27 protein-coding genes and 1 riboswitch are annotated in these 26,742 nt (G+C 56.4%); of the genes, 6 read left to right on the plus strand and 21 right to left on the minus strand.

What is annotated here, in order from left to right; all coding sequences use genetic code 11:
• Positions 1–11: 11 nt before the first annotated feature.
• The 6 genes from AC0XWG_RS00230 to moaA all read right to left on the minus strand — a co-directional run bounded on the left by AC0XWG_RS00230 (position 12) and on the right by moaA (position 3,491).
• Positions 12–719, minus strand: a complete 708-nt coding sequence (locus AC0XWG_RS00230; protein WP_475680256.1) for a Bax inhibitor-1/YccA family protein — start codon at positions 717–719, stop codon at positions 12–14.
• 64 nt (positions 720–783) lie between these two features.
• Complete coding sequence (gene moaE / locus AC0XWG_RS00235; protein WP_475680257.1) at positions 784–1,236, minus strand: molybdopterin synthase catalytic subunit MoaE; 453 nt, start codon at positions 1,234–1,236, stop codon at positions 784–786.
• Position 1,237: 1 nt separating this feature from the next.
• The gene (moaD, locus tag AC0XWG_RS00240) at positions 1,238–1,483 is read right to left on the minus strand and encodes a molybdopterin synthase sulfur carrier subunit (RefSeq protein ID WP_023310854.1); all 246 of its coding nucleotides are present in this window, start codon (positions 1,481–1,483) and stop codon (positions 1,238–1,240) included.
• A complete protein-coding gene (moaC, locus tag AC0XWG_RS00245) occupies positions 1,476–1,961 on the minus strand; it encodes a cyclic pyranopterin monophosphate synthase MoaC (RefSeq protein WP_049008689.1) in 486 nt (161 codons plus the stop codon). Before moaC ends, moaD begins: the two co-directional genes overlap by 8 nt.
• 3 nt (positions 1,962–1,964) lie before the next feature.
• Complete coding sequence (gene moaB / locus AC0XWG_RS00250) at positions 1,965–2,477, minus strand: molybdenum cofactor biosynthesis protein B (RefSeq protein ID WP_475680258.1); 513 nt, start codon at positions 2,475–2,477, stop codon at positions 1,965–1,967.
• Between the two features lie 24 nt (positions 2,478–2,501).
• Positions 2,502–3,491 (minus strand): GTP 3',8-cyclase MoaA, encoded by a 990-nt coding sequence (gene moaA / locus AC0XWG_RS00255; RefSeq protein ID WP_032667018.1) that lies wholly within the window; start codon positions 3,489–3,491, stop codon positions 2,502–2,504.
• Positions 3,479–3,613, minus strand: a riboswitch (molybdenum cofactor riboswitch). It overlaps the preceding gene by 13 nt.
• A 225-nt stretch (positions 3,614–3,838) precedes the next feature.
• Between moaA and yvcK the strand changes: the two genes are divergently transcribed.
• A complete protein-coding gene (gene yvcK, locus AC0XWG_RS00260) occupies positions 3,839–4,747 on the plus strand; it encodes a uridine diphosphate-N-acetylglucosamine-binding protein YvcK (RefSeq protein WP_028019391.1) in 909 nt (302 codons plus the stop codon).
• A 41-nt stretch (positions 4,748–4,788) separates the two neighbouring features.
• Here yvcK and uvrB read toward each other — a convergent pair whose 3' ends face one another.
• Positions 4,789–6,804 carry an excinuclease ABC subunit UvrB gene (gene uvrB, locus AC0XWG_RS00265; protein ID WP_049006456.1) on the minus strand — a complete coding sequence of 672 codons (2,016 nt, stop codon included), beginning with the start codon at positions 6,802–6,804 and terminating at the stop codon, positions 4,789–4,791.
• Between the two features lie 753 nt (positions 6,805–7,557).
• On the opposite strand from uvrB, the gene AC0XWG_RS00270 reads away from it, so the two are divergent.
• Positions 7,558–8,280 (plus strand): ABC transporter ATP-binding protein, encoded by a 723-nt coding sequence (locus tag AC0XWG_RS00270; RefSeq protein WP_028019393.1) that lies wholly within the window; start codon positions 7,558–7,560, stop codon positions 8,278–8,280.
• Here the strand turns inward: AC0XWG_RS00270 and bioD are convergent.
• From bioD to bioB, 4 genes are read right to left on the minus strand one after another with little or no spacing between them, the layout of a single operon-like run.
• The gene (bioD, locus tag AC0XWG_RS00275; protein ID WP_407220340.1) at positions 8,243–8,944 is read right to left on the minus strand and encodes a dethiobiotin synthase; all 702 of its coding nucleotides are present in this window, start codon (positions 8,942–8,944) and stop codon (positions 8,243–8,245) included. The genes AC0XWG_RS00270 and bioD overlap by 38 nt on opposite strands.
• Entirely contained in the window at positions 8,937–9,692 is a 756-nt protein-coding gene (gene bioC / locus AC0XWG_RS00280) for a malonyl-ACP O-methyltransferase BioC (RefSeq protein WP_049006461.1), read from the minus strand. Before bioC ends, bioD begins: the two co-directional genes overlap by 8 nt.
• Positions 9,676–10,833, minus strand: coding sequence for an 8-amino-7-oxononanoate synthase (bioF, locus tag AC0XWG_RS00285; protein ID WP_407220339.1), 1,158 nt, complete (start codon positions 10,831–10,833; stop codon positions 9,676–9,678). Before bioF ends, bioC begins: the two co-directional genes overlap by 17 nt.
• Complete coding sequence (bioB, locus tag AC0XWG_RS00290; protein ID WP_108090558.1) at positions 10,830–11,870, minus strand: biotin synthase BioB; 1,041 nt, start codon at positions 11,868–11,870, stop codon at positions 10,830–10,832. The genes bioF and bioB overlap by 4 nt, the downstream gene beginning before the upstream one ends.
• A gap of 86 nt (positions 11,871–11,956) precedes the next feature.
• On the opposite strand from bioB, the gene bioA reads away from it, so the two are divergent.
• Complete coding sequence (gene bioA, locus AC0XWG_RS00295) at positions 11,957–13,246, plus strand: adenosylmethionine--8-amino-7-oxononanoate transaminase (RefSeq protein ID WP_475680259.1); 1,290 nt, start codon at positions 11,957–11,959, stop codon at positions 13,244–13,246.
• 48 nt (positions 13,247–13,294) lie between these two features.
• The gene (locus AC0XWG_RS00300) at positions 13,295–13,771 is read left to right on the plus strand and encodes a kinase inhibitor (protein WP_108090560.1); all 477 of its coding nucleotides are present in this window, start codon (positions 13,295–13,297) and stop codon (positions 13,769–13,771) included.
• A gap of 84 nt (positions 13,772–13,855) precedes the next feature.
• Here AC0XWG_RS00300 and hutH read toward each other — a convergent pair whose 3' ends face one another.
• From hutH to hutI, 5 genes are all read right to left on the minus strand, one after another.
• Entirely contained in the window at positions 13,856–15,376 is a 1,521-nt protein-coding gene (gene hutH, locus AC0XWG_RS00305; protein WP_475680260.1) for a histidine ammonia-lyase, read from the minus strand.
• Positions 15,373–17,061, minus strand: a complete 1,689-nt coding sequence (hutU, locus tag AC0XWG_RS00310) for a urocanate hydratase (protein WP_049005771.1) — start codon at positions 17,059–17,061, stop codon at positions 15,373–15,375. Before hutU ends, hutH begins: the two co-directional genes overlap by 4 nt.
• Before the next feature lie 127 nt (positions 17,062–17,188).
• The gene (locus AC0XWG_RS00315; protein ID WP_336212808.1) at positions 17,189–17,923 is read right to left on the minus strand and encodes a histidine utilization repressor; all 735 of its coding nucleotides are present in this window, start codon (positions 17,921–17,923) and stop codon (positions 17,189–17,191) included.
• 19 nt (positions 17,924–17,942) lie between these two features.
• Positions 17,943–18,881 carry a formimidoylglutamase gene (gene hutG / locus AC0XWG_RS00320; RefSeq protein WP_475680261.1) on the minus strand — a complete coding sequence of 313 codons (939 nt, stop codon included), beginning with the start codon at positions 18,879–18,881 and terminating at the stop codon, positions 17,943–17,945.
• Positions 18,878–20,101, minus strand: coding sequence for an imidazolonepropionase (gene hutI, locus AC0XWG_RS00325; protein WP_475680262.1), 1,224 nt, complete (start codon positions 20,099–20,101; stop codon positions 18,878–18,880). The genes hutG and hutI overlap by 4 nt, the downstream gene beginning before the upstream one ends.
• Positions 20,102–20,325: 224 nt before the next feature.
• On the opposite strand from hutI, the gene AC0XWG_RS00330 reads away from it, so the two are divergent.
• Entirely contained in the window at positions 20,326–21,609 is a 1,284-nt protein-coding gene (locus AC0XWG_RS00330; RefSeq protein ID WP_475680263.1) for a putative acyl-CoA thioester hydrolase, read from the plus strand.
• Positions 21,610–21,661: 52 nt separating this feature from the next.
• On the opposite strand, the gene tisB is transcribed toward AC0XWG_RS00330, so the two are convergent.
• Positions 21,662–21,751: a type I toxin-antitoxin system toxin TisB gene (gene tisB, locus AC0XWG_RS00335; protein WP_023332440.1), complete on the minus strand. Its 90-nt coding sequence runs from the start codon at positions 21,749–21,751 to the stop codon at positions 21,662–21,664.
• Positions 21,752–22,194: 443 nt separating this feature from the next.
• Positions 22,195–23,190, minus strand: coding sequence for a 6-phosphogluconolactonase (gene pgl, locus AC0XWG_RS00340; RefSeq protein ID WP_028019406.1), 996 nt, complete (start codon positions 23,188–23,190; stop codon positions 22,195–22,197).
• A 140-nt stretch (positions 23,191–23,330) separates the two neighbouring features.
• On the opposite strand from pgl, the gene AC0XWG_RS00345 reads away from it, so the two are divergent.
• The gene (locus AC0XWG_RS00345) at positions 23,331–24,149 is read left to right on the plus strand and encodes a pyridoxal phosphatase (RefSeq protein ID WP_475680264.1); all 819 of its coding nucleotides are present in this window, start codon (positions 23,331–23,333) and stop codon (positions 24,147–24,149) included.
• On the opposite strand, the gene modC is transcribed toward AC0XWG_RS00345, so the two are convergent.
• Genes modC through modA form a run of 3 tightly spaced genes read right to left on the minus strand, consistent with a single transcriptional unit; the run spans position 24,150 to position 26,673 of the window.
• A complete protein-coding gene (gene modC / locus AC0XWG_RS00350; protein ID WP_475680265.1) occupies positions 24,150–25,208 on the minus strand; it encodes a molybdenum ABC transporter ATP-binding protein ModC in 1,059 nt (352 codons plus the stop codon).
• A 2-nt stretch (positions 25,209–25,210) separates the two neighbouring features.
• Positions 25,211–25,900 carry a molybdate ABC transporter permease subunit gene (modB, locus tag AC0XWG_RS00355; RefSeq protein WP_028019409.1) on the minus strand — a complete coding sequence of 230 codons (690 nt, stop codon included), beginning with the start codon at positions 25,898–25,900 and terminating at the stop codon, positions 25,211–25,213.
• Entirely contained in the window at positions 25,900–26,673 is a 774-nt protein-coding gene (modA, locus tag AC0XWG_RS00360) for a molybdate ABC transporter substrate-binding protein (RefSeq protein WP_475680266.1), read from the minus strand. Before modA ends, modB begins: the two co-directional genes overlap by 1 nt.
• Between the last annotated feature and the right edge of the window lie 69 nt (positions 26,674–26,742).

The following is a 26,742-nucleotide window of genomic DNA, read 5'->3' on the forward strand; positions in this document are numbered from 1 at the left end:
GCAAAACAACCTTAACGACGGTTGCCGAGGATACGCAGCAGCATCAGGAACAGGTTGATAAAGTCCAGATACAGCGTCAGCGCGCCCAGAATCGCGTATTTACGCAGGTTCGAACTGTCGCGTACGTCGATCTGCTCACCAATGTTTTTCAGCTTCTGGGTGTCATACGCCGTCAACCCAACAAAGATCACCACCCCGATATAGGTCACCGCCCACATCAGCGCTTCACTTTTCAGCCACAGGTTCACCAGAGACGCCAGCACAATCCCAATCAGCCCCATAAACAGCATACTGCCAAAGCCGCTCAGATCGCGTTTGGTGGTGTAACCGTAGAGGCTCATCGTCCCAAACATCCCGCCGGTCACCACAAAGGTACTGGCGATGGAAGAGTAAGTGTAAACGATGAAAATGCTGGAAAGCGTCAGCCCGGTCAGCGCCGAGTAGAGCATAAACAGCGTGGTCGCCATGCCGGCGCTGAGCTTTTGCACCAGGCCTGAAAGGACGAACACCAACGCTAGCTGGGCAATAATCAGCCCAAAGAAGGTAATTTTGCTGGAGAAGATAAACATCATCAGCTCCGGTGTATTGGCCGCATACCACGCGATAAACGCGGTCAGCAACAGGCCAACCGTCATCCAGCCATACACCTGAGCCATATACGTCTGCAGGCCGCTACGGGTCTGCTGTACTATTGAATCGGAACGCGGAAATCGGTCCATGATTCACTCCTGATTAAGTTTAAGTTGACACACACGTTAAGATTAACACATCCACGTAAACCGACTACCAACGGCTGGCGGCGTGTTTGTCGCTATCACGAGATTCAACCCAGCGGTCACCTTCCGGCGTGGCTTCACGCTTCCAGAACGGCGCTTTGGTTTTGAGGTAATCCATAATGAACTCCCCTGCCGCAAACGCGCTGCCACGGTGTGCGCTGGTCACCCCGACGAAGACAATCTCCTCGCCAGGCCACATCTCGCCGATGCGGTGAATCACCGTTACGCGTCCGAGCGGCCAGCGCCCGCGCGCTTCTTCCACAATCGCCGCCAGCGATTTTTCCGTCATGCCAGGATAGTGCTCCAGGGTCAGTGCTTTCACGCTGTCACCCAGGTTGTGGTTACGCACTTTGCCGGTGAAGGTCACCACCGCACCGTCTTCATCACGCTCGGCCAGCCAGCTATATTCTGTACCGACGCTGAAGCGCTCAAGACCTACCAGAATTCGGGTTTCTGCCATTTTAGCCCCCGGTCACCGGTGGGAAGAACGCCACTTCATCCCCTGCGTTCAGCGGATGGGTGAATTCCACCAGCGTCTGATTCACGGCGGCCAGCAGCTTGCCTTCGTCCAGCGCCAGCGCCCAGCGGTCGCTTTGTGCGGCAAGATGCGCGCGCAGGGCGGCAACGTTTTCGAAGGACGCATCCAGCGTCAGGCTGTCGGTATTCACCAGCTCGCGCACCTGCGCAAAAAAGAGCACCTTAATCATGGCTGTCCACCTTAAAATCGCCGGATTTTCCGCCGCTTTTCGCCAGCAGGCGAACCGGGCCAATCACCATATCTTTTTGCACCGCTTTACACATGTCGTAGATAGTCAGTGCGGCAACGGAGGCCGCCGTCAGGGCTTCCATCTCCACGCCCGTTTTGCCGGTTAAGCGGCAGAGTGATTCAATGCGCACGCGGCTGTGCTCTGGCTGCGCCTGCAGATTCACTTCCACCTTGCTCAGCATCAGCGGATGGCACAGCGGGATAAGATCCCAGGTCCGTTTGGCGGCCTGAATCCCGGCGATGCGGGCGGTGGCAAAGACGTCGCCCTTATGGTGGCTACCGTCGATAATCATCGCCAGGGTCTCCGGCAGCATGGTGACGAACGCTTCCGCGCGCGCCTCGCGCACCGTTTCGGCTTTGGCGGAAACATCCACCATATGCGCTTCGCCAGCGGCGTTTATGTGGGTCAGTTGCGACATAGCTTATTTCTTTAAATGAGGATGGAAATTACACGGACGGGTTCGGGCATCCAGCTGCGGGGCGATAATGTTTTCCCACGCGGTGCGGCAGGCTTTCGTCGATCCGGGTATGGCGAAAATCAGGGTGTTATTCGCGACACCCGCTACCGCACGCGACTGCAGCGTGGAGGTACCAATCTCTTCAAACGAGAGCATACGGAACACTTCACCGAAGCCTTCCACTTCGCGATCGAACAGTGGGACCAGCGCCTCGGGGGCCTGATCGCCCGCCGTGAAACCCGTACCACCGGTAACCAACACCACCTGCACGTCATCGCTGGCGATCCACTGAGAAACCTGCGCGCGAATGGCGTAGCGGTTCTCTTTCACAATCGCTTTATCAACGATCTTATGGCCCGCTTCGTGGGCTGCATCACGCAACCAGTGGCCGGAGGTATCATCCTCTTCGCCACGGCGGTCGGAAACGGTAAGAATGGCAATACGTGTCGGGATAAATTCTGCGCTTACCTGACTCATCTTCTGATTCCCTCTTAAGCCTGATTACCCGCCAATATAGGACAGGTTTTGAGTAATACCGGTGTTGCCCTGGTGCAGGAAGTGGGTCTGTTTTTTATGCGTCAGGGCTTCAGAGATGCGTGCTTCAAGCGCATCCTGCTGCGCATCGTCTTCCAGCAGATCGCGAAGGTCCACGCCGCCATCGCCGAACAGGCAGAGATGGAGTTTGCCCACGGAGGAGACGCGAAGACGGTTGCAGCTGGCGCAGAAGTCTTTCTCATAGGGCATGATAAGCCCAATCTCCCCTTCGTAATCCGGGTGACAGAAGACCTGCGCCGGGCCGTCGCTGCGCTGGCGGATCTGATGGAGCCAGCCGCGTTTCAGCAGCTCGTCGCGCAGCACCATGCCGGAGATGTGATGACGACGGAACAGCTCGCTGCCCTCGCCGGTTTCCATCAGCTCGATAAAGCGCAGTTGAATGGGACGGGATTTGATCCACGCCAAGAAGGTGTCCAGCTGATGATGGTTTACATCGCGCATCAGCACCGTGTTGACTTTGACTTTTTCAAAGCCGGCCGTGAACGCGGCGTCGATACCGTCCATGACCTGCTGGAATTTATCCTGCCCGGTAATGGCGTGGAACTGACGGGCGTCCAGGCTATCGACGCTGACGTTAATCGCCGTCAGGCCAGCGTCACGCCAATTCGCCACATCGCGGGCCATGCGGTAGCCGTTGGTGGTGACCGCAATCTGGCGGATACGTTCGTTTTCACGCACGGCGGCAATGATGTCGGGGAAGTCGCGACGCAGCGAGGGCTCGCCCCCGGTCAGACGCACTTTTTCCGTGCCGAGTTCAGAGAATGCACGCGTCACGCGCCGCACTTCATCCACGGAGAGAAAGCCGTTATTGGTGACGCTGCCCGGTTTGTAGCCATCGGGCAGACAGTAGGTGCAACGGAAGTTGCACACGTCGGTAATCGACAGACGTAAGTAATAAAACTTACGCGCGAAAGCATCAGTAAGTTGTGAAGCCATGTACACCTTTCCAGATACGGGAGGCACAGTCATTTCTTTCTGTACCCTGGTGGCAAATTCGCCACGGCCAGAGCGCCATATCTTTCGACACAGGCACAAGGGCTAGAGTGTATGTTTTCAATTTTGAAAACGTGGTTATGGCGATAGTAGCGCGGAAATTCTGACTGCGCCATTATCGCTTTTCGCTATATAATCATCTATATAACGAATCAATCCTGCATTTTCACTACAGAATACCTAAAAACCGCACTTTCACATTGATATACGTCATTTTGCATCGGCTGAGGCATCGTCTTTTAGGGGTAGTTAGGTTACTGTTACGCGATCAAACGTGATAAGGAATACGTATGCGCAATCGCACTTTTGCGGATCTTGACCGGGTAGTCGCTCTTGGCGGAGGCCACGGTCTGGGTCGGGTGATGTCCTCTTTGTCGTCGCTCGGCTCAAGGTTGACAGGGATAGTAACCACCACCGATAACGGTGGCTCAACCGGACGCATCCGTCGTGCCGAAGGCGGCATTGCCTGGGGAGACATGCGCAACTGTCTGAACCAGTTAATTACTGAACCGAGCGTTGCTTCGGCGATGTTTGAGTACCGTTTTGGCGGTAATGGCGAACTTTCCGGGCATAACCTCGGAAACTTGATGTTAAAGGCGCTTGATCACCTGAGCGTACGGCCTCTGGAAGCCATCAATTTAATCCGTAATCTGCTTAAAGTGGATGCATTCCTGATCCCTATGTCTGAACAACCGGTTGACTTGATGGCAATCGATGCCGAAGGACATGAAGTTTACGGCGAGGTGAATATTGACCAACTCGTCCTGCCGCCAACAGAGTTAATGACCTACCCGAGCGTACCCGCCACGCGAGAAGCGGTGGAGGCAATCGGGGAAGCGGATCTTATCCTGATCGGTCCGGGCAGTTTTTATACCAGCCTGATGCCGATTCTGCTGGTGAAAGAGCTGGCACAGGCGCTGCGACGCACCCCTGCCCCGATGGTTTACATCGGTAACCTGGGCCGTGAGCTGAGCCCTGCAGCGGCGAGCTTGTCACTGCCGGACAAACTGAATTTAATGGAGCATTACGTCGGGAAGAAGATCATTGACGGTGTGGTAGTCGGGCCGAAAGTTGATGTATCCGGTATCGGCGATCGTCTGGTAGTGCAGGAGCCGCTGGAGGCCACAGACATCAAATACCGCCATGACCGCCACCTGCTGCGTGAGGCGCTGGAGAAAGCGATTCAGGCGCTGGGATAACCAAATATCCCCGGTGGCGCTGCGCCACCGGGCAAAATCCACTACGATGCCGCGATGAAAAGATCCCGCAATTGATGCAACTGGTCGCGGATCTGCGCCGCCTCTTCGAACTCAAGATTCTGCGCGTGCTGCATCATCTGCCCTTCCAGTTCGTGGATTTTCTGCTGCAACGCTTTTGGCGTCAGCACGACGGTATCCTCTTCCACCACTGAACGCGCCTTGCCGCGACCTTTCGTTTTGGTCTTCGCAATGTTCTGACCCAGCGCCAGGATATCCACCACCTTCTTGTTCAGCCCCTGAGGGATGATGCCGTGCTCTTCGTTGTAGCGCTGCTGCTTCTCGCGGCGGCGCTCCGTTTCACCAATCGCTTTCGCCATCGACGGCGTAATTTTGTCGCCGTACAGAATCGCTTTACCGTTAACGTTACGCGCGGCGCGGCCAATGGTCTGAATCAGCGAACGCTCAGAACGCAGGAAGCCCTCTTTGTCTGCATCCAGAATCGCCACCAGCGAGACTTCCGGCATATCCAGACCTTCTCGCAACAGGTTGATCCCCACCAGCACGTCGAACTCACCCAGACGCAGATCGCGGATAATCTCCATACGCTCAACCGTATCAATATCCGAGTGCAGGTAACGCACCTTCTCACCGTGCTCTTCCAGATACTCGGTAAGGTCTTCTGCCATGCGTTTGGTGAGCGTGGTCACCAGCACGCGCTCGTTAATTGCGGAACGGGCGCGGATCTCGGAAAGCAGGTCATCCACCTGAGTTGCCACCGGCCGGACTTCAATGACCGGGTCCAGCAGCCCTGTTGGACGCACCACCTGATCAACCACCTCGTCGCCTGATTTCTCCAGCTCGTAGTTGCCTGGCGTTGCCGACACGTAAATGGTTTGCGGCGCTAGCGCCTCGAACTCTTCAAACTTCATCGGACGGTTATCCAGCGCCGATGGCAGTCGGAAACCATACTCCACCAGCGTCTCTTTACGCGCGCGGTCACCGCGGTACATCCCGCCGATCTGTGGGATAGTGACGTGGGATTCGTCGATCACCAGCAAACCGTCTGCCGGGAGGTAATCAAACAGCGTCGGCGGCGGCTCGCCCGGCCCGCGCCCGGAGAGGAAGCGTGAGTAGTTTTCGATGCCGGAGCAGTAACCCAGCTCGTTCATCATCTCCAGATCAAACTGGGTTCGCTGGCTCAGACGTTGCTCTTCCAGCAGCTTATTGTTCGCCAGCAGCACCTTACGGCGCTCGGCCAGCTCCACTTTGATCTCCTCCATCGCCTGCACAATACGCTCGCGTGGCGTGACGTAGTGCGTTTTCGGGTAGATGGTGAAGCGCTGGATCACCGACTCGATGTGGCCGGTCAGCGGGTCAAATAGCGACAGGCGTTCAACCTCTTCGTCAAACAGCTCGACGCGCAGCGCCATGTCGTCCGATTCTGCCGGGAAGATGTCGATCACCTCGCCGCGTACGCGGAAGGTGCCACGCTGGAACGCCTGGTCGTTGCGGGTGTACTGCAGCTCTGCGAGACGGCGTAAAATCGCACGCTGATCGATGATCATCCCCTGCGTCAGGTGCAGCATCATCTTGAGATACAGATCCGGATCGCCCAGACCGTAGATCGCAGAAACAGACGCCACCACCACCACATCACGACGCTCAAGCAGCGCCTTCGTTGCGGAAAGACGCATCTGCTCAATGTGTTCGTTTACCGAGGCATCTTTCTCAATGAAGGTGTCAGAGCTCGGCACATAGGCTTCAGGCTGGTAGTAATCGTAGTAGGAGACAAAATATTCCACCGCGTTATCCGGGAAGAACTCTTTCATCTCACCATAAAGCTGCGCGGCCAGGGTTTTGTTGGGGGCAAGCACCATTGTGGGACGCTGGAGGTCCGCGATAACGTTGGCAATGGTAAACGTTTTGCCCGAGCCGGTTACCCCCAGCAGCGTCTGGTGCGCCAGCCCATCTTCCAGCCCCTCCTCCAGACGACGGATCGCCTCAGGCTGATCGCCAGATGGACGGAAAGCAGAATTCAATTTGAACGGTTTACTCATGGGCGACAACCTGATGACGTTATAAGCGGCAGGTGAGTAATTTTACTCCTTGTTGCCAGGAATGCCAGTAAAAAACACTGGATGAAAAACCAGTAGCATGTCAGGATATTTAGAGTAGCGTCTGAATGATTAGCGCAATAGCGGTCAAAGTTTGGACTCTGACAACATAAAACACCACCCGGGCCAGGTTATCCCCAGAACTTTTTATTTTTTAACATTTGTCAAGCCAGGTAATGATAGTTTTATGGCAACCGGTGACACTTTCATTACGGGAATTGCTTTTATCTAACCAATTAAATAATAAGCGATATTTCCTAAAGCCGCGTTTCGCGCCAATTTGGGCGTAAGCCGCGTCTTCTCTCGCTTATCGCGTGTTTTCTAACTCTAATGCACATGGTTATCCACAGGAATAGTGGATAACTGCTTCCAGCCCGTGCAGACTGCCGCTCAGCAAATTCCCGGATTTTCCCATGAGACAGCAACAAAAAATTTTTATAGCTATTTTTTGATGATTAACAGTTGCGTCATTCATAACCAACCGATGGGATCTTGCTCACATTTCCGTCATTTCCTGCCTTGCACCACAACTCAACATCTCCGGCACCGTCGATGTGCAAATCGTCAATTTGTCATCCCGCAACGTTGAGGCTTACTCCTAAAAAAGCTCTTTTTTTAATCACTTTCAGGTTTATGGCAGGAGTTTTGCAGAATCAAAAACGAGCCTCACCTACACACATTTTTAAGGAGAGAAAGATGTTGAGTCTGCGTGCAGTGAATCAGTTTTACGGAAGCCAACATACGCTATGGAACGTGGATTTAGATTTTCCGCAGGGGATGTGTACAGGTGTAGTTGGCCTGCCGGGAATGGGAAAAACCACGCTCATGAATTGCATCGCCGGCAAATTGCCCGTCGAGAGCGGCACGATTATCTGGCATGAAGCAGGGGCCCCGCCATGTGATTTGCTCAACCCGCCATCAGAACAACGTTCAGACCCGAAAATAGGCTATGTCCCGCAGGACAGGCGGATTTTCTCCCAGTTAACGATCGAGGAGAATCTGCATATTGCCATGCGGGCAACGGGAAAACCCGACCCGGAAGCAAAAAGCGATGTTTACGACCTTTTCCCGGAGCTCTACGCGCTGCGACAGACCCGCGCCAACGCGCTCTTACCGGACGACCAGTATCAGTTGGCTCTGGCCAATGCGCTGGTGAATCGCCCGCAAATGCTGATTCTGGATGAACCCATGCATGGTGCAGGTCATGGCTTTGCACAGAAGCTGGGGCAGCTGCTGGCGCGCTTAAACCGGGAGTTAGGTATGACGGTGTTATTAGCTGAACAGCAGCTGTCGTTTATCCGCCGGGTTGCGGACCGTTTCTGTATGCTCTATCGCGGGCGTAACGTGGCGCAGGGCCACGTTAAGGAACTGGATGACGAGCTCATCGCTCACTGGATGTCGCGGGAAGCAAGACGCTGAGATCGAGATAATGACCCGTTTCGGCATTTTCCGCGCCGTCAGCAAGCCAGGGAATTTCCCCGAGGCACGGCGCGGGAAGGACACGCCTGAGCGTAGCCAGATACTCCTGGTGTCGTTTACCGGGTTCAACTACGTCGTTGGCAATCCAGCCCGCCAGACGCAGTCCAGCCTGCTGTACGGCCTGTGCGGTCAACATAGCGTGATTGATGCAGCCCAGCTTGACGCCGACAACAAGAATGACCGGGAGCCGCTCAGCCTGTACCCAGTCAGCAAACGTCTGCGTGTCCGAAAGCGGCGTAAACCAGCCGCCTGCCCCCTCCACCAGCACCCAGTTTGCCTGGTTTTCCAGTGTCCGCAACCCGGCAGACAGCACGGCGAAATCAATCGGTCGGCCTTCATCGGCGCTGATAATGTGCGGCGACGTCGGCTCGGCGAAGGTGTAGGGATTCACCGCTGAATAGTCGAGTTTAAGGGTGCTGTTACGCTGCAGCGCCAGCGCGTCGGTGTTGCGTAACCCTTCCGCAGTCATCTCGCTGCCGGAGGCAACTGGCTTATAGCCAGCAGTTGTTTTTCCCCTCTGACGCGCCGCCTGTAACAGTGCAGAACTGGCAACTGTTTTGCCCACTTCCGTATCCGTTCCGGTGACAAAATACCGTTCAGTCACGTTCGATAATCCCATGAAAAAGTTGATAAGAGAGCGGGAAATGCCCCCGCTGCTGTGGCCAGGCCAGCTCCAGGTGTTGCAACTGCCCACGAGTGAGAGGCTTTTTCTCGCGTCCGGCATGCAGGTGCGTGGCACCAATGCCCTTGAGCGAGCGCATGGCACTGACGGCATCGCTGAAATTGAGGGTGATGACCTGCACCGTGCTTCGATAGCGCCAGCCTGCCAGCGCCTGCGTGACCTGATCATGCGATAAAAATCGGTTGGCATGCGGCTGTTCATCAACTGCTCGCCACGCCTGATCCAGCTCCGGTAGCGAGCTTTCCAGCAGCGTGGTAAAGGCCACCTTGCCACCCGGACGCGCCACGCGATAAAGCTCGCTTAACGCCAGTGGCAGGCTGTTACACCATTGCACTGCCAGATGGCTCCAGACCAGATCAAATTGTGCCTCAGCCAACGGAATGGCCTCGATATCCGCCACCAGATAGTGGTGCGCAGCCTGCTGATGACGCGCCTCATCAAGCATGTCTGATGACAGGTCAATGGCCGTAACGTGGCTTCCCGACTCGCGCCAGTATCGACTATTCCCGCCGGGACCACATCCGGCATCCAGCACCTGCTCAAAACGGCTCGCGCCGAGTAAAGCCAGTAACCCCCGTGCACTCTGGCGCTGGAGTTCATCATGCTGCGAATAGCTGCGTGCCGCCCGGCCAAACGCTGCCGCAATGGCCTGTTTATTGACTGGCGACATACAGAGCCTCCAGAAGTGCCGAAATGTCCTCTGCTTCGTGCGCCGCCGTCAGCGTCAGACGCAAACGCGCCGTGCCCGGCGGTACGGTAGGTGGGCGGATGGCAGTGACCCACATTCCCTTCTCGCGCAACGTCTCTGCCAGCGTGAGCGCCAGACTGTTTTCACCCACGATCACCGGCTGGATGGCGCTTTGCGAATCGGTACTGCGGAAAGGAAGATGGCACAACCCCTGACGAAAACGCTGAATATGCTCCGCCAGACGCGCACGACGTTCTTTGCCTTCCTGGCTGCGGATCACCGCCATTGACGCAGATAACGCCACGGCCTGGGCGGGTGGCATGCTGGTGCTGTAGATCAAATGCCGGGCGAACTGCAGCAGATAGTCAGCAACGGACTCACTGCACAACACGGCGGCTCCGCTCACGCCAAAGCCTTTGCCGAAGGTCACAATCAGCAGTTCCGGCTTCACGCCTTGCTGGTGCGCGCTGCCGCGCCCTTCATCCCCCATCACACCAATACCGTGGGCATCGTCGACCAACAGCCAGGCGTTTTGCCTTTTTGCTGCCTCGTGCAGCGCGGCAAGCGGCGCGCTGTCGCCGTCCATGCTGAACACCCCTTCCGTGACCGCCAGCTGTTGCCCGTCGCAGGGTTTATCCAGCAGCATAGCAAGCTGTCCCGCATCGTTATGGGCAAAACGGCGCAGCTGAGCCGGGCTTAAATTTGCCGCCTCCAGCAGCGAGGCGTGGCTTAAACGGTCGGCAACAATGCGGTCATCTTTTCCCATCAGGGCAGCGATAACCGCCTGATTGGCCGCAAAACCCGAGATAAACAGCAATGCACGCGGGTAACCCAGCCAGTCCGCAAGCTCCTCCTCCAGCGCCTGATGCGCTGTAGTGTATCCGCTGACATGTCCTGAACCGCCGCTGCCCACGCCAAATCGCTCCGCCCCCTGCTGCCAGGCGCGAACGATGGCCGGATGCTGGCTCAGCCCGAGATAATCATTGCTGGAGAAATTACAAAACTGCCGGTTATCACGGGTAAGAAAACGGCCTGCACCGTTTTCAACCACCCTGCGGACGCGAAACGCCTCTGCCGCCAGGCGCTCTTCCAGCGCGGAATGGATACGTGCCTGCCAGGTCATACGGCTGCCGCGTTGTAGAACTGGTCGGTGTCGGCGTTGAATATCTGCTGCTCCAGCTGCTGCTGTTGCTCGTTATCACCCGTCAGCACCTCGGTCTGATGCGGGTTAAGCCCCAGCTTACGGAACAGCTGAACGTCTTTATCCTCTTCCGGGTTCGGTGTGGTCAGCAGCTTGCAGCCGTAGAAGATGGAGTTGGCCCCGGCCATAAAGCACATCGCCTGGGTCTGTTCGTTCATCTGCTCGCGACCTGCGGAGAGGCGAACGAAAGAGGTCGGCATCATGATACGCGCCACCGCAATGGTGCGGATAAAGTCAAATGCATCCACGTCTTCGTTATCCGCCAGCGGCGTGCCTTTGACCTTCACCAGCATGTTGATCGGCACGCTTTCCGGCGGCGTTGGCAGGTTCGCCAGCTGCAGCAGAAGGCCCGCGCGATCTTTCACCGTTTCACCTAAGCCCACAATACCGCCTGAACAGACCTTAATACCGGCATCACGGACTTTATCCAGCGTGTCCAGACGCTCCTGGTAGGTTCGCGTGGTGATGATATTGCCGTAAAACTCTGGCGACGTGTCGAGGTTGTGGTTGTAGTAATCCAGCCCTGCCGCAGAGAGGCGCTGCGCCTGCTCTTCATTCAGCGTGCCAAGGGTCATACAGGCTTCGAGTCCCATCTCCTTAACGCCCTTCACCATCTGCTCCAGATACGGCATATCGCGATCGTGCGGGTTTTTCCACGCGGCACCCATGCAGAAGCGGGTCGAGCCCGCGTTTTTCGCCTTACGGGCGGAGTCGAGCACCTGCTCGACTTCCATCAGTCGTTCAGATTCCAGACCGGTTTTATAACGCGCGCTCTGTGGGCAATATTTGCAATCTTCCGGGCAGGCACCGGTCTTGATCGACAGCAGCGTACTGACCTGTACATGGCGGGGGTCGAAGTGCTGACGATGTACCTGCTGGGCTTCAAACATCAGCTCAAGGAAAGGCTTATTAAATAATTCAGTGACTTGCGACATCGTCCAGCGTGCGTGGTGAGCCATTGGGCTTCTCCAAAGGGTTTTGTTAATTTTCGGTTCGGTTTATACTCGTAAACCTAAAACTTTTCAAAATGGTTTACAAGTCGATTATGACCCAGGACGATCTCGCCTTCGACAAGCAGCATATCTGGCACCCTTACACCTCCACCACCCGCCCTCTTCCCGTCTACCCGGTGGCTTCGGCACGCGGTTGCGAGCTACACCTCGCCAGCGGTGAGCCGCTGGTTGACGGAATGTCCTCCTGGTGGGCGGCCATTCACGGGTACAACCACCCGCGCCTGAATGCGGCGATGAAAGCGCAGATTGACCAGATGTCGCACGTGATGTTTGGCGGGATAACCCATCAGCCCGCGGTGGATTTATGCCGTCGGCTGGTGGCGATGACGCCTGAATCGCTGGAGTGCGTGTTCCTGGCCGACTCCGGCTCCGTGGCGGTGGAAGTGGCGATGAAAATGGCGCTGCAGTACTGGCACGCGAAGGGCGAAACGCGCCAGCGGTTCCTGACCTTCCGCAACGGCTATCACGGGGATACCTTCGGGGCGATGTCGGTGTGCGATCCGGACAACTCCATGCACAGCCTGTGGAAGGGGTATCTGCCGGAAAACCTGTTTGCTCCTGCCCCGCAGAGCCGCTTCGACGGCGAGTGGAACGAGATGGACATGGTCGGTTTCGCCCGCCTGATGGCGGCGCATCGTCACGAAATCGCCGCGGTGATCCTGGAGCCTATTGTGCAGGGCGCCGGCGGGATGCGGATGTACCACCCGGAGTGGCTTAAGCGTATCCGCAAGATGTGCGATCGCGAGGGCATTCTGCTGATTGCCGATGAGATCGCCACCGGTTTTGGCCGTACGGGTAAGCTGTTTGCCTGTGAACATGCGGGCATCGCGCCAGATATTCTGTGTCTGGGTAAAGCGCTCACCGGCGGTACGATGACGCTTTCCGCCACACTCACCACCCGTCACGTTGCCGACACCATAAGCGACGGTGAAGCGGGCTGCTTTATGCACGGCCCGACGTTTATGGGTAATCCGCTGGCCTGCGCGGTGGCGAGCGAAAGCCTTGCCATTCTGGAAAGCGGCGAGTGGAAAACGCAGGTTGCGGCGATAGAGACGCAGTTGAAAGAAGAGCTGAGCGCCGCCTCGGGTGCGAATTTTGTGGCGGACGTACGCGTGCTGGGCGCGATTGGTGTGATTGAAACCACCCATCCGGTGAATATGGCCGCACTACAGCGCTTCTTTGTCGAACGTGGCGTCTGGGTTCGCCCCTTCGGTAAGCTTATCTACCTGATGCCGCCGTATATCATTACGCCCGTTCAGTTGCGGAAGCTCACCGACGCGGTCGTCGAAGCCGTTAACATTCCCGCGCATTTCGCGATTTAACCCTATGCATTACACTTTCTGCACGAGTGATTAACGAGGGTAAATCGTATGAAAATCATCAGTAAAGATCTGCGCGACGGTGAAAAACTGCCGGAGCGTCATGTTTTCAACGGCATGGGGTACCAGGGGGATAATATCTCCCCGCACCTTGCGTGGGACGAGGTTCCGGCCGGAACCAAAAGTTTTGTGGTCACCTGTTACGACCCGGATGCACCGACAGGCTCAGGCTGGTGGCACTGGATTGTGGCGAACCTGCCCGCCGACACACGCGTACTGCCACAGGGTTCCGGCTCAGGCCTGGTTGCTCTGCCTGAAGGCGCGATTCAGACCCGTACCGATTTTGGTAAAGCGGGTTACGGTGGCGCAGCGCCGCCAAAAGGGGAAACCCACCGCTATATCTTCACGGTGCATGCGCTGGATGTGGACAAGATTGAGGTGGATGAAGGGGCGAGCGGCGCGATGGTGGGCTTTAACGTGCATTTCCATACGCTTGGCAGCGCGTCGATTACGGCGATGTATTCATAAAAAAAGCCGGGTGGCGGCTACGCCTTACCCGGCCTACATTTCGCACTCGTAGGCCCGGTAAGCGCAGCGCCACCGGGCAAAAAATCACAGCACCGAAGGCAACAACCCCACCAGCCGTCCTTCTTCCAGAAGCGCCATCGCTTTATCAATATCCGGCGCAAAGAAGCGGTCGTCGTCATAATGCGATACATGCTCGCGCAGCGTATGACGCGCCTGCTCCAGCAGCGGACTGGACTTCAGCCCTTCGCGCAGATCGATTCCCTGACACGCCGCCAGCCATTCCACGGCCAGCACGCCACGGGTGTTGGATGCCATTTCCCAGAGACGACGTCCGGCAGCCGGTGCCATCGAAACGTGATCTTCCTGGTTCGCTGACGTTGGCAGGCTGTCCACGCTGTGCGGGTGCGACAGGGCTTTGTTCTCGCTCGCCAGCGCCGCCGCCGTCACCTGGGCAATCATAAAGCCCGAGTTAACCCCGCCGTTACGTACCAGGAACGGTGGCAGCTGAGACATGTGCTTATCCATCATCAACGCAATGCGACGTTCAGACAACGCACCGACTTCAGCAATCGCCAGGGCAATGTTATCCGCCGCCATTGCCACCGGCTCAGCGTGGAAGTTGCCCCCGGACACCACTTCATTTTCCTGCGCGAATACAAGTGGGTTATCGGACACCGCGTTGGCTTCCACCAGCAACACCTCTGCCGCCTGGCGCAGTTGCGTCAGGCACGCGCCCATTACCTGCGGCTGGCAACGCAGGGAATATGGATCCTGCACCTTTTCACAGTTGTGGTGTGAATCTGCAATACCACTGGTTTCGGTGAGAACATGACGGTACATCGCGGCGGCATCAATTTGCCCACGCTGGCCGCGCACCTCGTGAATACGCGCGTCAAACGGGCGACGCGAGCCCAGTACGGCTTCAGTCGTCAGGGCACCGCACACCACTGCTGAGGCGAACAGATCTTCAGCCTCAAACAGGCCGCGTAAAGCGAATGCCGTCGACGCCTGAGTACCGTTCAGCAGCGCCAGCCCCTCTTTTGCCGCCAGGGTGATCGGGTTCAACCCGGCTTTTTTCAGCGCCTCTTTCGCAGGAAGCCACGCACCCTGCCAGCGCGCCTGCCCTTCACCGAGCAGCAGCAGCGACATGTGCGCCAGCGGCGCGAGATCGCCGGATGCACCGACAGAACCTTTTGCCGGGATCCACGGATAGACTTCTGCGTTCACCAGCGCCATCAACGCCTGGATCACGCTCAGGCGAATGCCCGAGAAACCGCGCGCCAGGCTGTTGATTTTTAGCACCATCATCAGGCGGACAATCTCATCATCCAGCGGCTGACCAACCCCCGCCGCGTGTGAAAGCACCAGCGAACGCTGTAAGTTCTCCAGATCGTGTGTCGCAATACGTGTCTGCGCCAGCAGCCCAAAACCAGTGTTAATCCCGTAGGCGGTGCGCCCTTCGGCAACAATGGCTTCGACGCAGGCAACGCTGTCGTTGATCGCGGCGTGGGCACTTTCATCAAGCGAGAGCGTGACCGGTTGACGCCAGACGCTACGCAGTTGTTTGAGCGTCAGTGAGCCGGGGGTGAGTGTTAAGGCGTTCATTCATGATTTCCTTGTGTGGCAGCGATCATCGGCAGGTTTAGCCCCTGCTCTTTGGCACATTCAATGGCAATCTCGTAACCAGCGTCTGCGTGACGCATCACGCCGGTTGCCGGGTCGTTGTGCAGCACGCGAGCGATACGCGCAGCAGCTTCATCCGTTCCATCACAGACAATGACCATCCCGGAATGCTGGGAGAAGCCCATCCCCACGCCGCCACCGTGGTGCAGCGATACCCAGGTCGCGCCGCTGGCCGTATTCAGTAAGGCGTTCAGCAAAGGCCAGTCGGAGACTGCATCCGAACCGTCGCGCATGGCTTCGGTTTCACGGTTAGGGCTGGCAACAGAACCGGAGTCCAGATGGTCACGGCCAATCACAATCGGCGCGGAGACTTCGCCGCTGCGCACCATTTCGTTAAAGGCCAGACCCAGTTTTTGCCGCCACTCCAGCCCTACCCAGCAGATGCGCGCCGGTAAGCCCTGGAAGTTGATGCGCTCGCGGGCCATATCCAGCCAGTGGTGCAGGTGTTCGTCATCCGCGACAATCTCTTTCACTTTGGCGTCGGTTTTGTAGATATCCTCCGGGTCACCGGACAGGGCAACCCAGCGGAACGGACCGATACCGCGGCAGAACAGCGGGCGAATATAAGCAGGAACGAACCCCGGGAAGTCGAAGGCATTATTCACGCCCATCTCTTTCGCCATCTGGCGGATGTTGTTGCCGTAATCAAAGGTAGGAATGCCCATCTTGCTAAAGGCGAGCATGGCGGAGACGTGCTCGGCCATGGAACGTTTGGCAGCAAGCACCGTGCCTTCCGGGTCGGTTTCCGCTTTTTGCTGGTAGGCTTCCCACGTCCAGCCTTTTGGCAGGTAACCGTGCAAAGGATCATGAGCGCTGGTCTGGTCGGTAACCAGATCCGGACGGACGCCGCGGGCGACGAGTTCAGGAAGAATATCTGCCGCGTTGCCGCACAGGGCAATCGACACCGCTTTGCCTTCAGACGTGTATTTTTTGATACGCGCCAGCGCATCGTCCAGGCTGGTTGCCTGTTCGTCGACGTAACGGGTACGCAGACGGAAATCAATGCGGCTCTGCTGGCACTCAATGTTGAGCGAGCACGCGCCGGCAAGCGTGGCGGCCAGCGGCTGCGCGCCGCCCATGCCGCCCAGACCCGCGGTCAGCACCCAGCGGCCTTTCAGCGAGCCGTTATAGTGCTGGCGACCGGCTTCCACGAAGGTCTCGTAGGTGCCCTGCACAATCCCCTGGCTGCCGATGTAGATCCAGCTACCCGCGGTCATCTGGCCATACATCGCCAGCCCTTTAGCGTCCAGCTCGTTAAAATGTTCCCAGGTGGCCCAGTGCGGCACGAGGTTAGAGTTAGCAATCAGCACGCGTGGCGCGTTCTTGTGCGTTTTGAATACGCCAACCGGTTTGCCGGACTGCACCAGCAGGGTTTCGTCGTGTTCGAGGTGAGTCAGAGATTTTACAATTGCGTCATAGCACTCCCAGTTGCGCGCGGCACGGCCTATGCCGCCGTAGACCACCAGCTCGTGGGGGTTTTCCGCGACCTCAGGATCAAGGTTGTTCATCAACATGCGCAGCGGGGCTTCGGTGAGCCAGCTTTTTGCGGTAAGGGTGGTGCCGCGCGGAGCGCGGACATCCTGCTGGCGGTATTTACCTGACGACATTGTGTGCTCCTCATACGGGACAGATGATGCATTTAGATATACTTGTATAGACAAGCACACACAAGGTCAGTTTTAACAAAAAAGATACAATTTTGTTATATTGCGTTAGCTATCACGCTTTTAAAACTTATGACATAAAGTGGCCCTGCAGCCGGTAACGGTTACCCGGGAAAAGCAGCCGGGCATGCGACACAATTTGCGATGACGACCATGTACGACGACGGATCAGCAGGCATGGATCGTGCTCTTTAATGCGCAACCGTTCACACTCCTGCGGCGTGGCGCGCACGGCCTCCACAATGTGCTCCCCTTCCGTCAGCGGTGCAACAAGCGAAAGGTAGGCGTGCGGCGTGGTGTGGGTGTAATCCTGGTTCAGGTAGTCCGGTATCCGTTCGGCGTTAACGCAGCGATCTTCAATCTGCACCGGAATGTCGTTTTCGAAATGCACCATCACGGAGTGGAAGATCCGGCTCCCCTCTTTGACATTCAGCTCTACGGCCTGCTCGGCGCTGGCCTGGGTCTCTTCGAGCACCAGCACCTCACAGCGGTGCTGATGGTTTCGCGCGGTGATCTCATCGGCAATACTGCGGATTTCAAACAGGGCAGATTGCCCTTTCGGTTCCGCCACGAACGTTCCGACCCCCTGCAAGCGCACCAGAAGCCCTTCGTCGGTCAGTTCGCGCAGCGCCCGGTTGACGGTCATCCGGCTAAAACCAAACTGCGCCACCAGATCGGCCTCCGAGGGAATACGGTCGTGCGGCCGCCAGACGCCGGTGGCGATTTTTTCGCTTATCGCCTGCTTCACCTTTTCGTAGAAAGGTGCGGGAGGGCTCGACTGCGGCAGAGGTGAGCGTGAAAACATCGTGACTCCTTGAATAGTGTTATGCCCACCAGTGAGCAATTTGCCAGGCCAGACGGGCGGCAAGCTTTGCGCCCTGTCCGTCCCGATCGTACTGCGGGTTAAACTCTACCAGATCGGCGGCATGTAGCTTACCGCTGCGGCAGATTTGTTCGATAACCGGCAGAAGATCCAGCACCGGTATGCCTAACGCGGCCGGTGCGGACACGGCAGGCATTTCGCTCGCGGGGAGGACGTCCAGATCGATCGTCAGATAGATACGATCGGCCTGCGCCAGCACCTTTTCCAGTGCGGGTAGCGCATCGCGCCTGAAATGGAGATCTTCCACCAGCGTGACGTTCAGGCGTTCGGCCTCATCCCACAGCGCCAGCGTGTTCGCCGCCCGGCTCACGCCAAAGCAGGCGTACTGAAACTCCCGCCCGCGCTCATCGCAGTAATGCGCCAGCTGGCGAAACGGGGTGCCGGACGTCGCCCGGTCGGCCTTGCGCAGGTCAAGATGGGCATCAAGATTGATCACCACCACGCGCTCGTTCGGGAACGCATCCAGAATGCCCCGACCGTGCGCCCACGCGGTCTCATGACCGCCGCCAAAGACCAGCGTACGCATTCCGGACTGCTGGCAGGTCGTGACGGCATCGCTTAACGCCTGCTGTGCCGCTTCCAGCTTGTCGCCTTCAACATAAAACGAGCCCATATCCGCCAGCCGTTCGTGCCCCTGATGGCTTGCCATATTCGCCAGCGCTTTCCGCAGCATATCCGGTGCCTGCACGGCGCCGGGCCTGCCCTGATTGCGTTTAACCCCTTCATCACATTCAAAGCCTATCAGCGCGATGCCGGATGGAAGCGGCGTGAACTGCCCCTGCTGCTTTATCGTCTGGAAAATGCGCATTGCATTGCTGGCCTCGGCGCTGTCGTCGCGCCCCTGCCAGACCGTTTCGGCTACCGGCCGCCATAACCTCATACTGCCTCCCCACGGAAAATACGCTGATACAGCGGATTGCGTCCCGGCTCGTAGACCATCTCAACCGGATGGCGAGCATCCCAGACGATAAAATCGGCGACAAACCCTGCCCGCAGCTGTCCGTGGGTTGCGCCACGGCCCAGCGCCTGCGCGGCATGGCGCGTGACGCCAGCCCAGGCCTCTTCAGGAGTCAACCCAAACTGGACGCAGGCCATGTTCATCGCCAGGTGCAGGCTGGCAAACGGGCTGGTGCCGGGGTTATAGTCGGTCGCGACCGCCATCGGTACCCCCTGTTTTCTGAGCTGTTCAACCGGCGGACGCTGGCGCTCCTGAAGAAAATAGAACGCGCCCGGCAACAATACGGCAACGGTCCCGCTTTGCGCCATCGCCTGAACGCCTGCATCATCCAGGTATTCGATATGATCGGCCGACAGCCCCTTATATCGGCTGACAAGCGCTGCGCCACCCAGATTTGAGAGCTGTTCAACATGCCCCTTCACCGGGATACCGAGCGCGGTTGCCGCCTTAAAGAGGCGCTCGGTTTGCGACGGGGTAAAGCCGACGTTTTCGCAAAATACGTCGACAGCTTCAAACAATTCTTTTTGCCACAGCACGGGCAATATCTGCTCACAGACCAGCGTGAGGTACGCATCCGGATCCTGTCGGAATTCCGGCGGAACCGCATGAGCCGCCAGCAGCGTTGGGCTGATATCAACCGGATTATTGAGGTTCAGTTGGCGTGCAACCTGCAGCATCTTCTCTTCGGCATCGGCGTTTAGCCCGTATCCGGACTTGATTTCAACCGTGGTGACACCTTCATTCATCAAACGCTGCAGCCGCTGTTGCGCCAGTTTCAGCAGGGTTTCCGGTGAACTGCTGCGCGTCGCCGTCACGGTAGCGTTAATCCCGCCTCCCTGGGCGCTGATTGTTTGATAAGAGACACCGTTCAGACGCTGCTCCCATTCTGCCGCGCGATCGCCGCCAAATACCAGATGGGTGTGGCAGTCAATCAGACCAGGCGTAACCAGACGTCCCTGAAGATCGACGCTGTGACGGTGTCCTGAAGGTATTTCAGATTCAGGGATCACGGCCTGAATGGTTTGGCCGCGCACCACCAGAGCGTGTTGCTCTTTCAGGCCATACGGCGCGGTGCCTTCCGGATCCATCGTTGCCAGTCGCGCATTTCGCCATATTACATCGTCGGGATGAAGCTGCTGCATGGGTATTCCACTTGTCATGGGTTGTATAGACATTTATTTTCATCCACTGCCCGCTGTCAACCGTCCTGATGGAAAATGTTATTTATTTGTGATGACTTTCCCGCCCCCCGAGGGCAAAAAATGCAACTTTTACCCTTTTTAACTTCCCGTTTCGCTCAACTTAGTATAAAAAAGCAGGCTATTTCGTCTATCCCGTTAAGACTTGCATACCCAGGAGCTTTACCTTGAACATTTCCAGGATTTCCCGTCTGGCGTTAGCACTCGCCTTTGGCGTGACATTATCCGCATGCAGTTCAACACCACCGGATCAGCTGCCTTCTGAGCAGGTAGCACCGGGTACCGCCTCCCGTCCGATTTTGTCCGCTGATGAAGCGAAGAACTTCGACCGTGCACACTACTTCTCGGCGATGGAACCCAACGCTGCGCCGTGGACACCGTCTTCTATTAACCTGCCAAAACAGCCTGACTTCGTCGTTGGGCCGGCAGGTGCGCAGGGTGTAACGCATACCTCTATTCAGGCTGCGGTTGATGCTGCCATCACGAAGCACAGCGCTTCTCGCCAGTACATCGCGATCCTGCCAGGCGAATATGAAGGCACCGTTTACGTTCCGGCGGCACCAGGCAGCATTACCCTTTACGGTCTGGGCGAAAAAGCGATCGATGTAAAAATTGGCCTGGCGATTGATTCAGAAATCGACAGCAACGCCTGGCGTCACATGGTGAACCCAGCCGGTAAATATATGCCGGGCAAACCTGCGTGGTACATGTTTGATAACTGCCAGAGCAAACGTTCTGCCACCATTGGTGTGATGTGCTCAGCGGTATTCTGGTCTCAGAATAATGGCTTGCAGCTGCAAAACCTGACCATTCAGAACACCCTGGGTGACAGCGTCGATGCAGGTAACCATCAGGCCGTCGCGCTGCGTAGCGATGGTGATAAAGTACAGATCAACAACGTGAACATTCTCGGCCGTCAGAACACCTTCTTCGTGACCAACAGCGGTGTACAGAACACCCTGCAGAACAACCGCCTGACCCGTACGCTGGTGACTAACAGCTACGTCGAAGGTGATGTTGACCTGGTATCCGGTCGTGGCGCGGTGGTGTTCGATAACACCGACTTCCGCGTGGTGAACTCGCGTACTCAGCAGGAAGGCTATGTCTTTGCACCAGCGACGCAGTCTAACCTGTTCTTCGGTTTCCTGGCCGTAAACAGCCGCTTTAACGCTGCCGGTGACGGCGTGGCGCAGCTGGGCCGCTCCCTGGATGTGGACTCTGCAACCAACGGTCAGGTGGTGATCCGCGACAGCGTGATCAACGAAGGCTTTAACATGGCGAAGCCGTGGGCGGATGCCGCGATCTCCAAACGTCCGTTCTCCGGCAATACCGGTGCGGTGGACGATAAAGGAAACGTGCAGCGCAACCTGAACGACGCTAACTTCAACCGCATGTGGGAATACAACAACCGCGGTCTGGGTAGCAAAGTGGTTGCTGAGCCGAAGCAGTAAGATGAGAGTAAAAGGGGGAGTTTAATCCCCCTTTTTACTGCGACTGAATGCGTCAGGCACCAAACTTAAGATACGCATCCAATAGTTGCATAATCGCAACCATGAGTTGCAGGAACAGAATTGCCCATTCCACACCGCTCATACGCCACTCCTTTGGTATAGAGCACTTCTCCTCTGATTTACCTTTCCGCTGCCTGTCACCAGAGGTGTGTTGGTTATGTTTTGATGTGCTCCGCAGTTTAGGCACCGTCGGCACCACCCGACAGCCAGGACTTAAAAAGGATCCTGAATTGCGGAACTGCAACACATCAAGCCAACGGACAGAATGATATCAAATCACCACTGTACATAAAAACAGATAAAATCAGTTTAGGAATTCATAAAGCAAAAACACATAAACCACTGATTATTATATAAATAATAATCTCTAATCATTCCATGTTCTCTTTTCTTCGTTGACGATGAATTTACATCGCCTTAAGCCAATATTATGATGATTAAGTTGGTTACGTTTTGATGTGCTCACCCGGCGACCACCGGGCATAAAAAAACCTCGCATTCGCGAGGTTTTTTGTTTTAAGCCGCTTAGTGGGCGTTAACCACCACCCACATAGGCCCCTGGCCGACCGCATAGCGCCCTTTCTCTTCCAGCAGGCCCTGTTCGCCTTTGATTTCATACAGCGCAATGTGGTGGGATTTCTGCCCTGCTGCGATCAGATATTTACCGCTGTGGTCGATATTAAAACCGCGCGGCTGGGTCTCCGTTGGCTGGAAGCCTTCAATCGCCAGCACGCTGCCATCTTCCGAGACGCTAAACACGGTAATCAGGCTGGAGGTACGGTCACAGGCGTACAGATGGCGGCCATTTGGCGTAATGTGAATATCCGCAGCCCAACGGGTGTCAGAGAAGTCAGACGGCATCATATCCAGCGTCTGCACGCACTCAATCTGGCCGTTAGGATCTTTCAGTTCCCAGACGTCCACCGAGCTGTTCAGTTCATTGACCACATAGGCGTACTGCTGGTTCGGATGGAAAACCATATGACGCGGGCCCGCGCCTTCAACGGTAGTGACTTCAGCAGGAGTCTGCGCCACCAGGTGACCATCGTCACTCAACGTAAACAGGCAGATGCGATCCTGCTTCAATGCAGGTACCCACAGTGTACGGTTATCCGGCGTGATATTCGCCGAGTGGCAACCTTCCAGCCCTTCCACCACATCGACAGTTTCAACCGGAATACCGTTTTCCAGACGCGTTACGCTGACACAGCCTGCGTTATACGAGCCACTAAAGACAAAATTGCCTTTACGATCGGTAGAGATATGGGTTGGGCTGCCCGGCAATGGCGCTTCGGCAGTGTAAGTCAGCGCGCCGTCGTCCGGAGAGATGCGGTAGGCCAGCACGCGAAACTCCGGGCGCACACCCACGTACAAGAAACGTTTATCCGGACTGATGACCATCGGCTGCACCTGCCCAGGGACATCAACAACCTGCACCAGCGTGAGTGACCCTTCGGTATTTAAACGCCAGACATGGATCTGCTGGCTCTCAGGACTGGCGGTATAAACGGTTTGTTTCATGAATATTCACTCCTCACTGCGCATGAAAGTAGTTAACTTTTGACGGTGAATGCTGAATTGTCGACAGGAATTTTGAAGCGTCCGCCTCTCGGTGTACCATCCCATCAAAACGTAAATTCAATATTAACCCGGAAAAACAAATGACCTCGCGTGTGATTGCTCTGGATTTAGACGGTACCTTACTGACGCCGCAAAAAACCCTTCTCCCCTCCTCCCTTGAAGCGCTTAAACGCGCGCAGGAAGTGGGATATCAACTCCTTATCGTAACGGGTCGACATCACGTTGCCATTCACCCTTTTTATCAGGCACTGGCGTTAGATACACCTGCAATTTGTTGTAATGGCACTTATTTGTATGATTATCAGGCAAAAAATGTTCTGGCATCCGACCCGCTGCCGGTTCCTCAGGCGCTGCAATTGATTGATCTGCTGGATGAACACGCCGTACACGGCCTGATGTATGTGGATAACGCGATGGTCTATGAACGCCCGACCGGACATGTGATCCGCACCAGCAACTGGGCGCAGTCCCTGCCTGAAGCCCAGCGTCCGGTCTTTACCCAGGTATCCTCGCTGCGCCAGGCCGCGCAGGATGTTGATGCTATCTGGAAATTCGCGCTGACGGATGAAGACACCACCAAACTGAATACCTTCGCAAAACATGTGGAAGAAACTCTTGGCCTGGAGTGTGAATGGTCCTGGCATGACCAGGTTGATATCGCCCGCAAAGGTAACAGCAAAGGCAAGCGTCTGACACAGTATGTGGAATCTCAGGGGTGGTCGATGCGTGACGTGATCGCCTTCGGCGACAACTACAACGACATCAGCATGCTGGAAGCCGCCGGAACCGGCGTGGCGATGGGCAATGCCGATGATGCAGTGAAAGCGCGCGCTAACGTGGTGATTGGCGATAACACCACTGACAGCATCGCGCAGTACATTTATACCCACCTGCTGTAATCAGGCGGTGATCGAGACGCTCTTAATTTGCGCGTAAAGCCACAGGCCGGGTTTGATCCCTAATTCATCTCTGGCCCACGGGCTGATACGCGCCCAGAGCGTCCTGCTGCCGACCTCAAGCTTTACTTCTACCTGGCCGTTATCATCAAAACACTCCGCCACTTTCGCACGCAGAATATTTCGAATACTGGTCTGCAACGGCGGTTGCAGCACCAGCGAAACATCCGACGCCTGAATGCGAATACGTAGCGCAGACTGCAGCGGTTTGTCGATTTTGTTGACCCACAGATGCTGATCGCCCAGTGCCAGCGCGGTCATTGCGTAATGTGGATGGTGTTCCAGCACACTGACTTTGAGGATGCTGCTCTGCTGCTCCCGGGGTAACCAGGGGTGCATCACGCTGCTGCCCCACACCTTTTCCAGGTTGCCGAAGGCCTTAACGCTGCCCTCTTCCAGCACCAGCACTTTATCAGCCAGATGCAGGATCTCATCCAGCGAGTGGCTAACGTAGAGCATCGGAATATTAATTTCGCGCGTCAGGCGCTGCAGATACGGCAGGAGTTCACGTTTACGCGGAATATCCAGCGAGGCCAGCGGTTCATCGAGCAACAGCAACTCTGGCGCGGTCAGCAACGCGCGGCCAATCGCCACACGCTGTTTCTCACCGCCGGAAAGCGAGGATGGCAGCCTGTCTAGCAGCTGTTCAATCCCTAAAAGGGTCACCAGCTTATCAAACTGCCCGGCCATGCTTTTCGCCATGCCGTAACGCAGATTCCCGCGCACGCTGTAGTGCGGGAATAATCGTGCATCCTGAAAAACATAGCCGATACGGCGTTTATCCGGCGAAAGATATACCTTATTTTCCACGTCATTTAAGACGCGGTTATTTAATACAATGCGCCCTGATTGCGGGCGGGTCAGGCCGCTGATCGCATTAATCAACGACGTTTTCCCCGCGCCAGACACGCCAAAGATGGCGGTAATGCCGCTGGCTGGCAGCGTCTCGTTAATCGTCAGGGTATGATTTCCCAGCATCTGGGTAAATTGAAGCTCCAGCATGACTATTTCCCCATCCGCTCACGACTGAGTCGCGCCAGCCATTCCGACACCAGCAATGATACCAGCGCTAATACGATTGAGATGATGCACAGTCGCGCTGCGGCGTTTTCTCCACCTGGCGTCTGAATCAGGGTATACATGGCCGACGGAATTGTTCGCGTCTCACCGGGGATGTTCGACACAAAGGTAATGGTCGCACCAAACTCGCCCAGCGAGCGGGCAAAAGCCAGCACCGTACCGACAATAATACCGGGTAATGTTAGCGGTAGCGTAATGGTAAAGAAGACGCGCCAGCGCCCGGCGCCCAGCGTGCGGGCCGCCTGTTCCAGTTTGAGATCCACCCCTTCCAGCGCCAGACGGATAGCCCTGACCATCAGAGGGAATGACATCACAGCCGCCGCCAGCACCGCTCCGCGCCAGCTAAAAGCGAACGTCAGCCCAAACCAGTCATAGAGTTTCTCACCGATAAAACCGCGACGTCCCATTGAAATCAGTAACAGATAACCGACCACCACGGGCGGCAACACGAGGGGAAGATGAAGCACACTGTCCAGCAGGGCTTTGCCTGGAAACTTACAGCGGACCAGTAACCAGGCAAAGAAGATCCCAAAGGGCAAACTCAGCACGACTGCCAGGGAAGAGACTTTAAGGCTCAGCAGCACGGCCTGCCATTCAGGATCGGTCAATATCATCAGTGAGTTGTAAATCCATAAAGTTTAAAGATTGCAGAGGCTTCTGGTCCTTTCAGATAATCATAAAAGGCAGAAACCGTCGCATTTTTATGTCCATCAACAATCGCAACAGGGTATTCCACTTTCTTGTGGGAGTCTTCCGGGAAGGTACCTACTACTTTGACACCTTTGCTGGCAACGGCATCGGAACCGTAGACAATACCCAGTGGAGCTTCGTTGCGTTCCACCAGCGCCAGCGCACCGCGGACATCTTCAGCCGGGGCCAGTTTCGGTGACAATGTCTCCCATGCGCCCAGTTTTTGCAGTGCTTCTTTGGCGTAGATCCCGGCAGGAACGTGCTCAGGATCCCCCACCGCCAGGCGGCCACCGTTTAGCAGGCTGATCCAGTTGGTCTCTTTGTTGATGGTGATGTCAGCCTGCGCGCTGGCTTTTGGCGCCACCACTACCAGGCTATTCCCCAGCAGCGTTTCGCGGGTCGCCGCATCAATCGCTTTCTTCTCCACCGCGTAATCCATCCACTTCTGGTCAGCCGAGATGAACAGATCCGCTGGCGCACCCGCTTCTATCTGACGTGCCAGCGTTGAGGAAGACGCAAAAGAGGAGACAACCTCGACGTTTCTCTCTTTTTTATATGCCGCCGCGATATCCTGCAGCGCATTGGTCAGCGACGCCGCCGCAAAGACCGTAATTTTACCCTCGTCCGCCAGCGCGTGGCCGGTAAGTGAAAGCGTCAGCGTTGCCCCTGCGAAAAGGCGTACCCAGGTACTTGCCATTTTTAACTCCTGTGAGTAGCGTTATATACACATTAATATAACGATAACTTCAGGGAGATCCCAGCGTTA

Source organism: Enterobacter sp. DVT3837 (genome assembly GCF_056238685.1).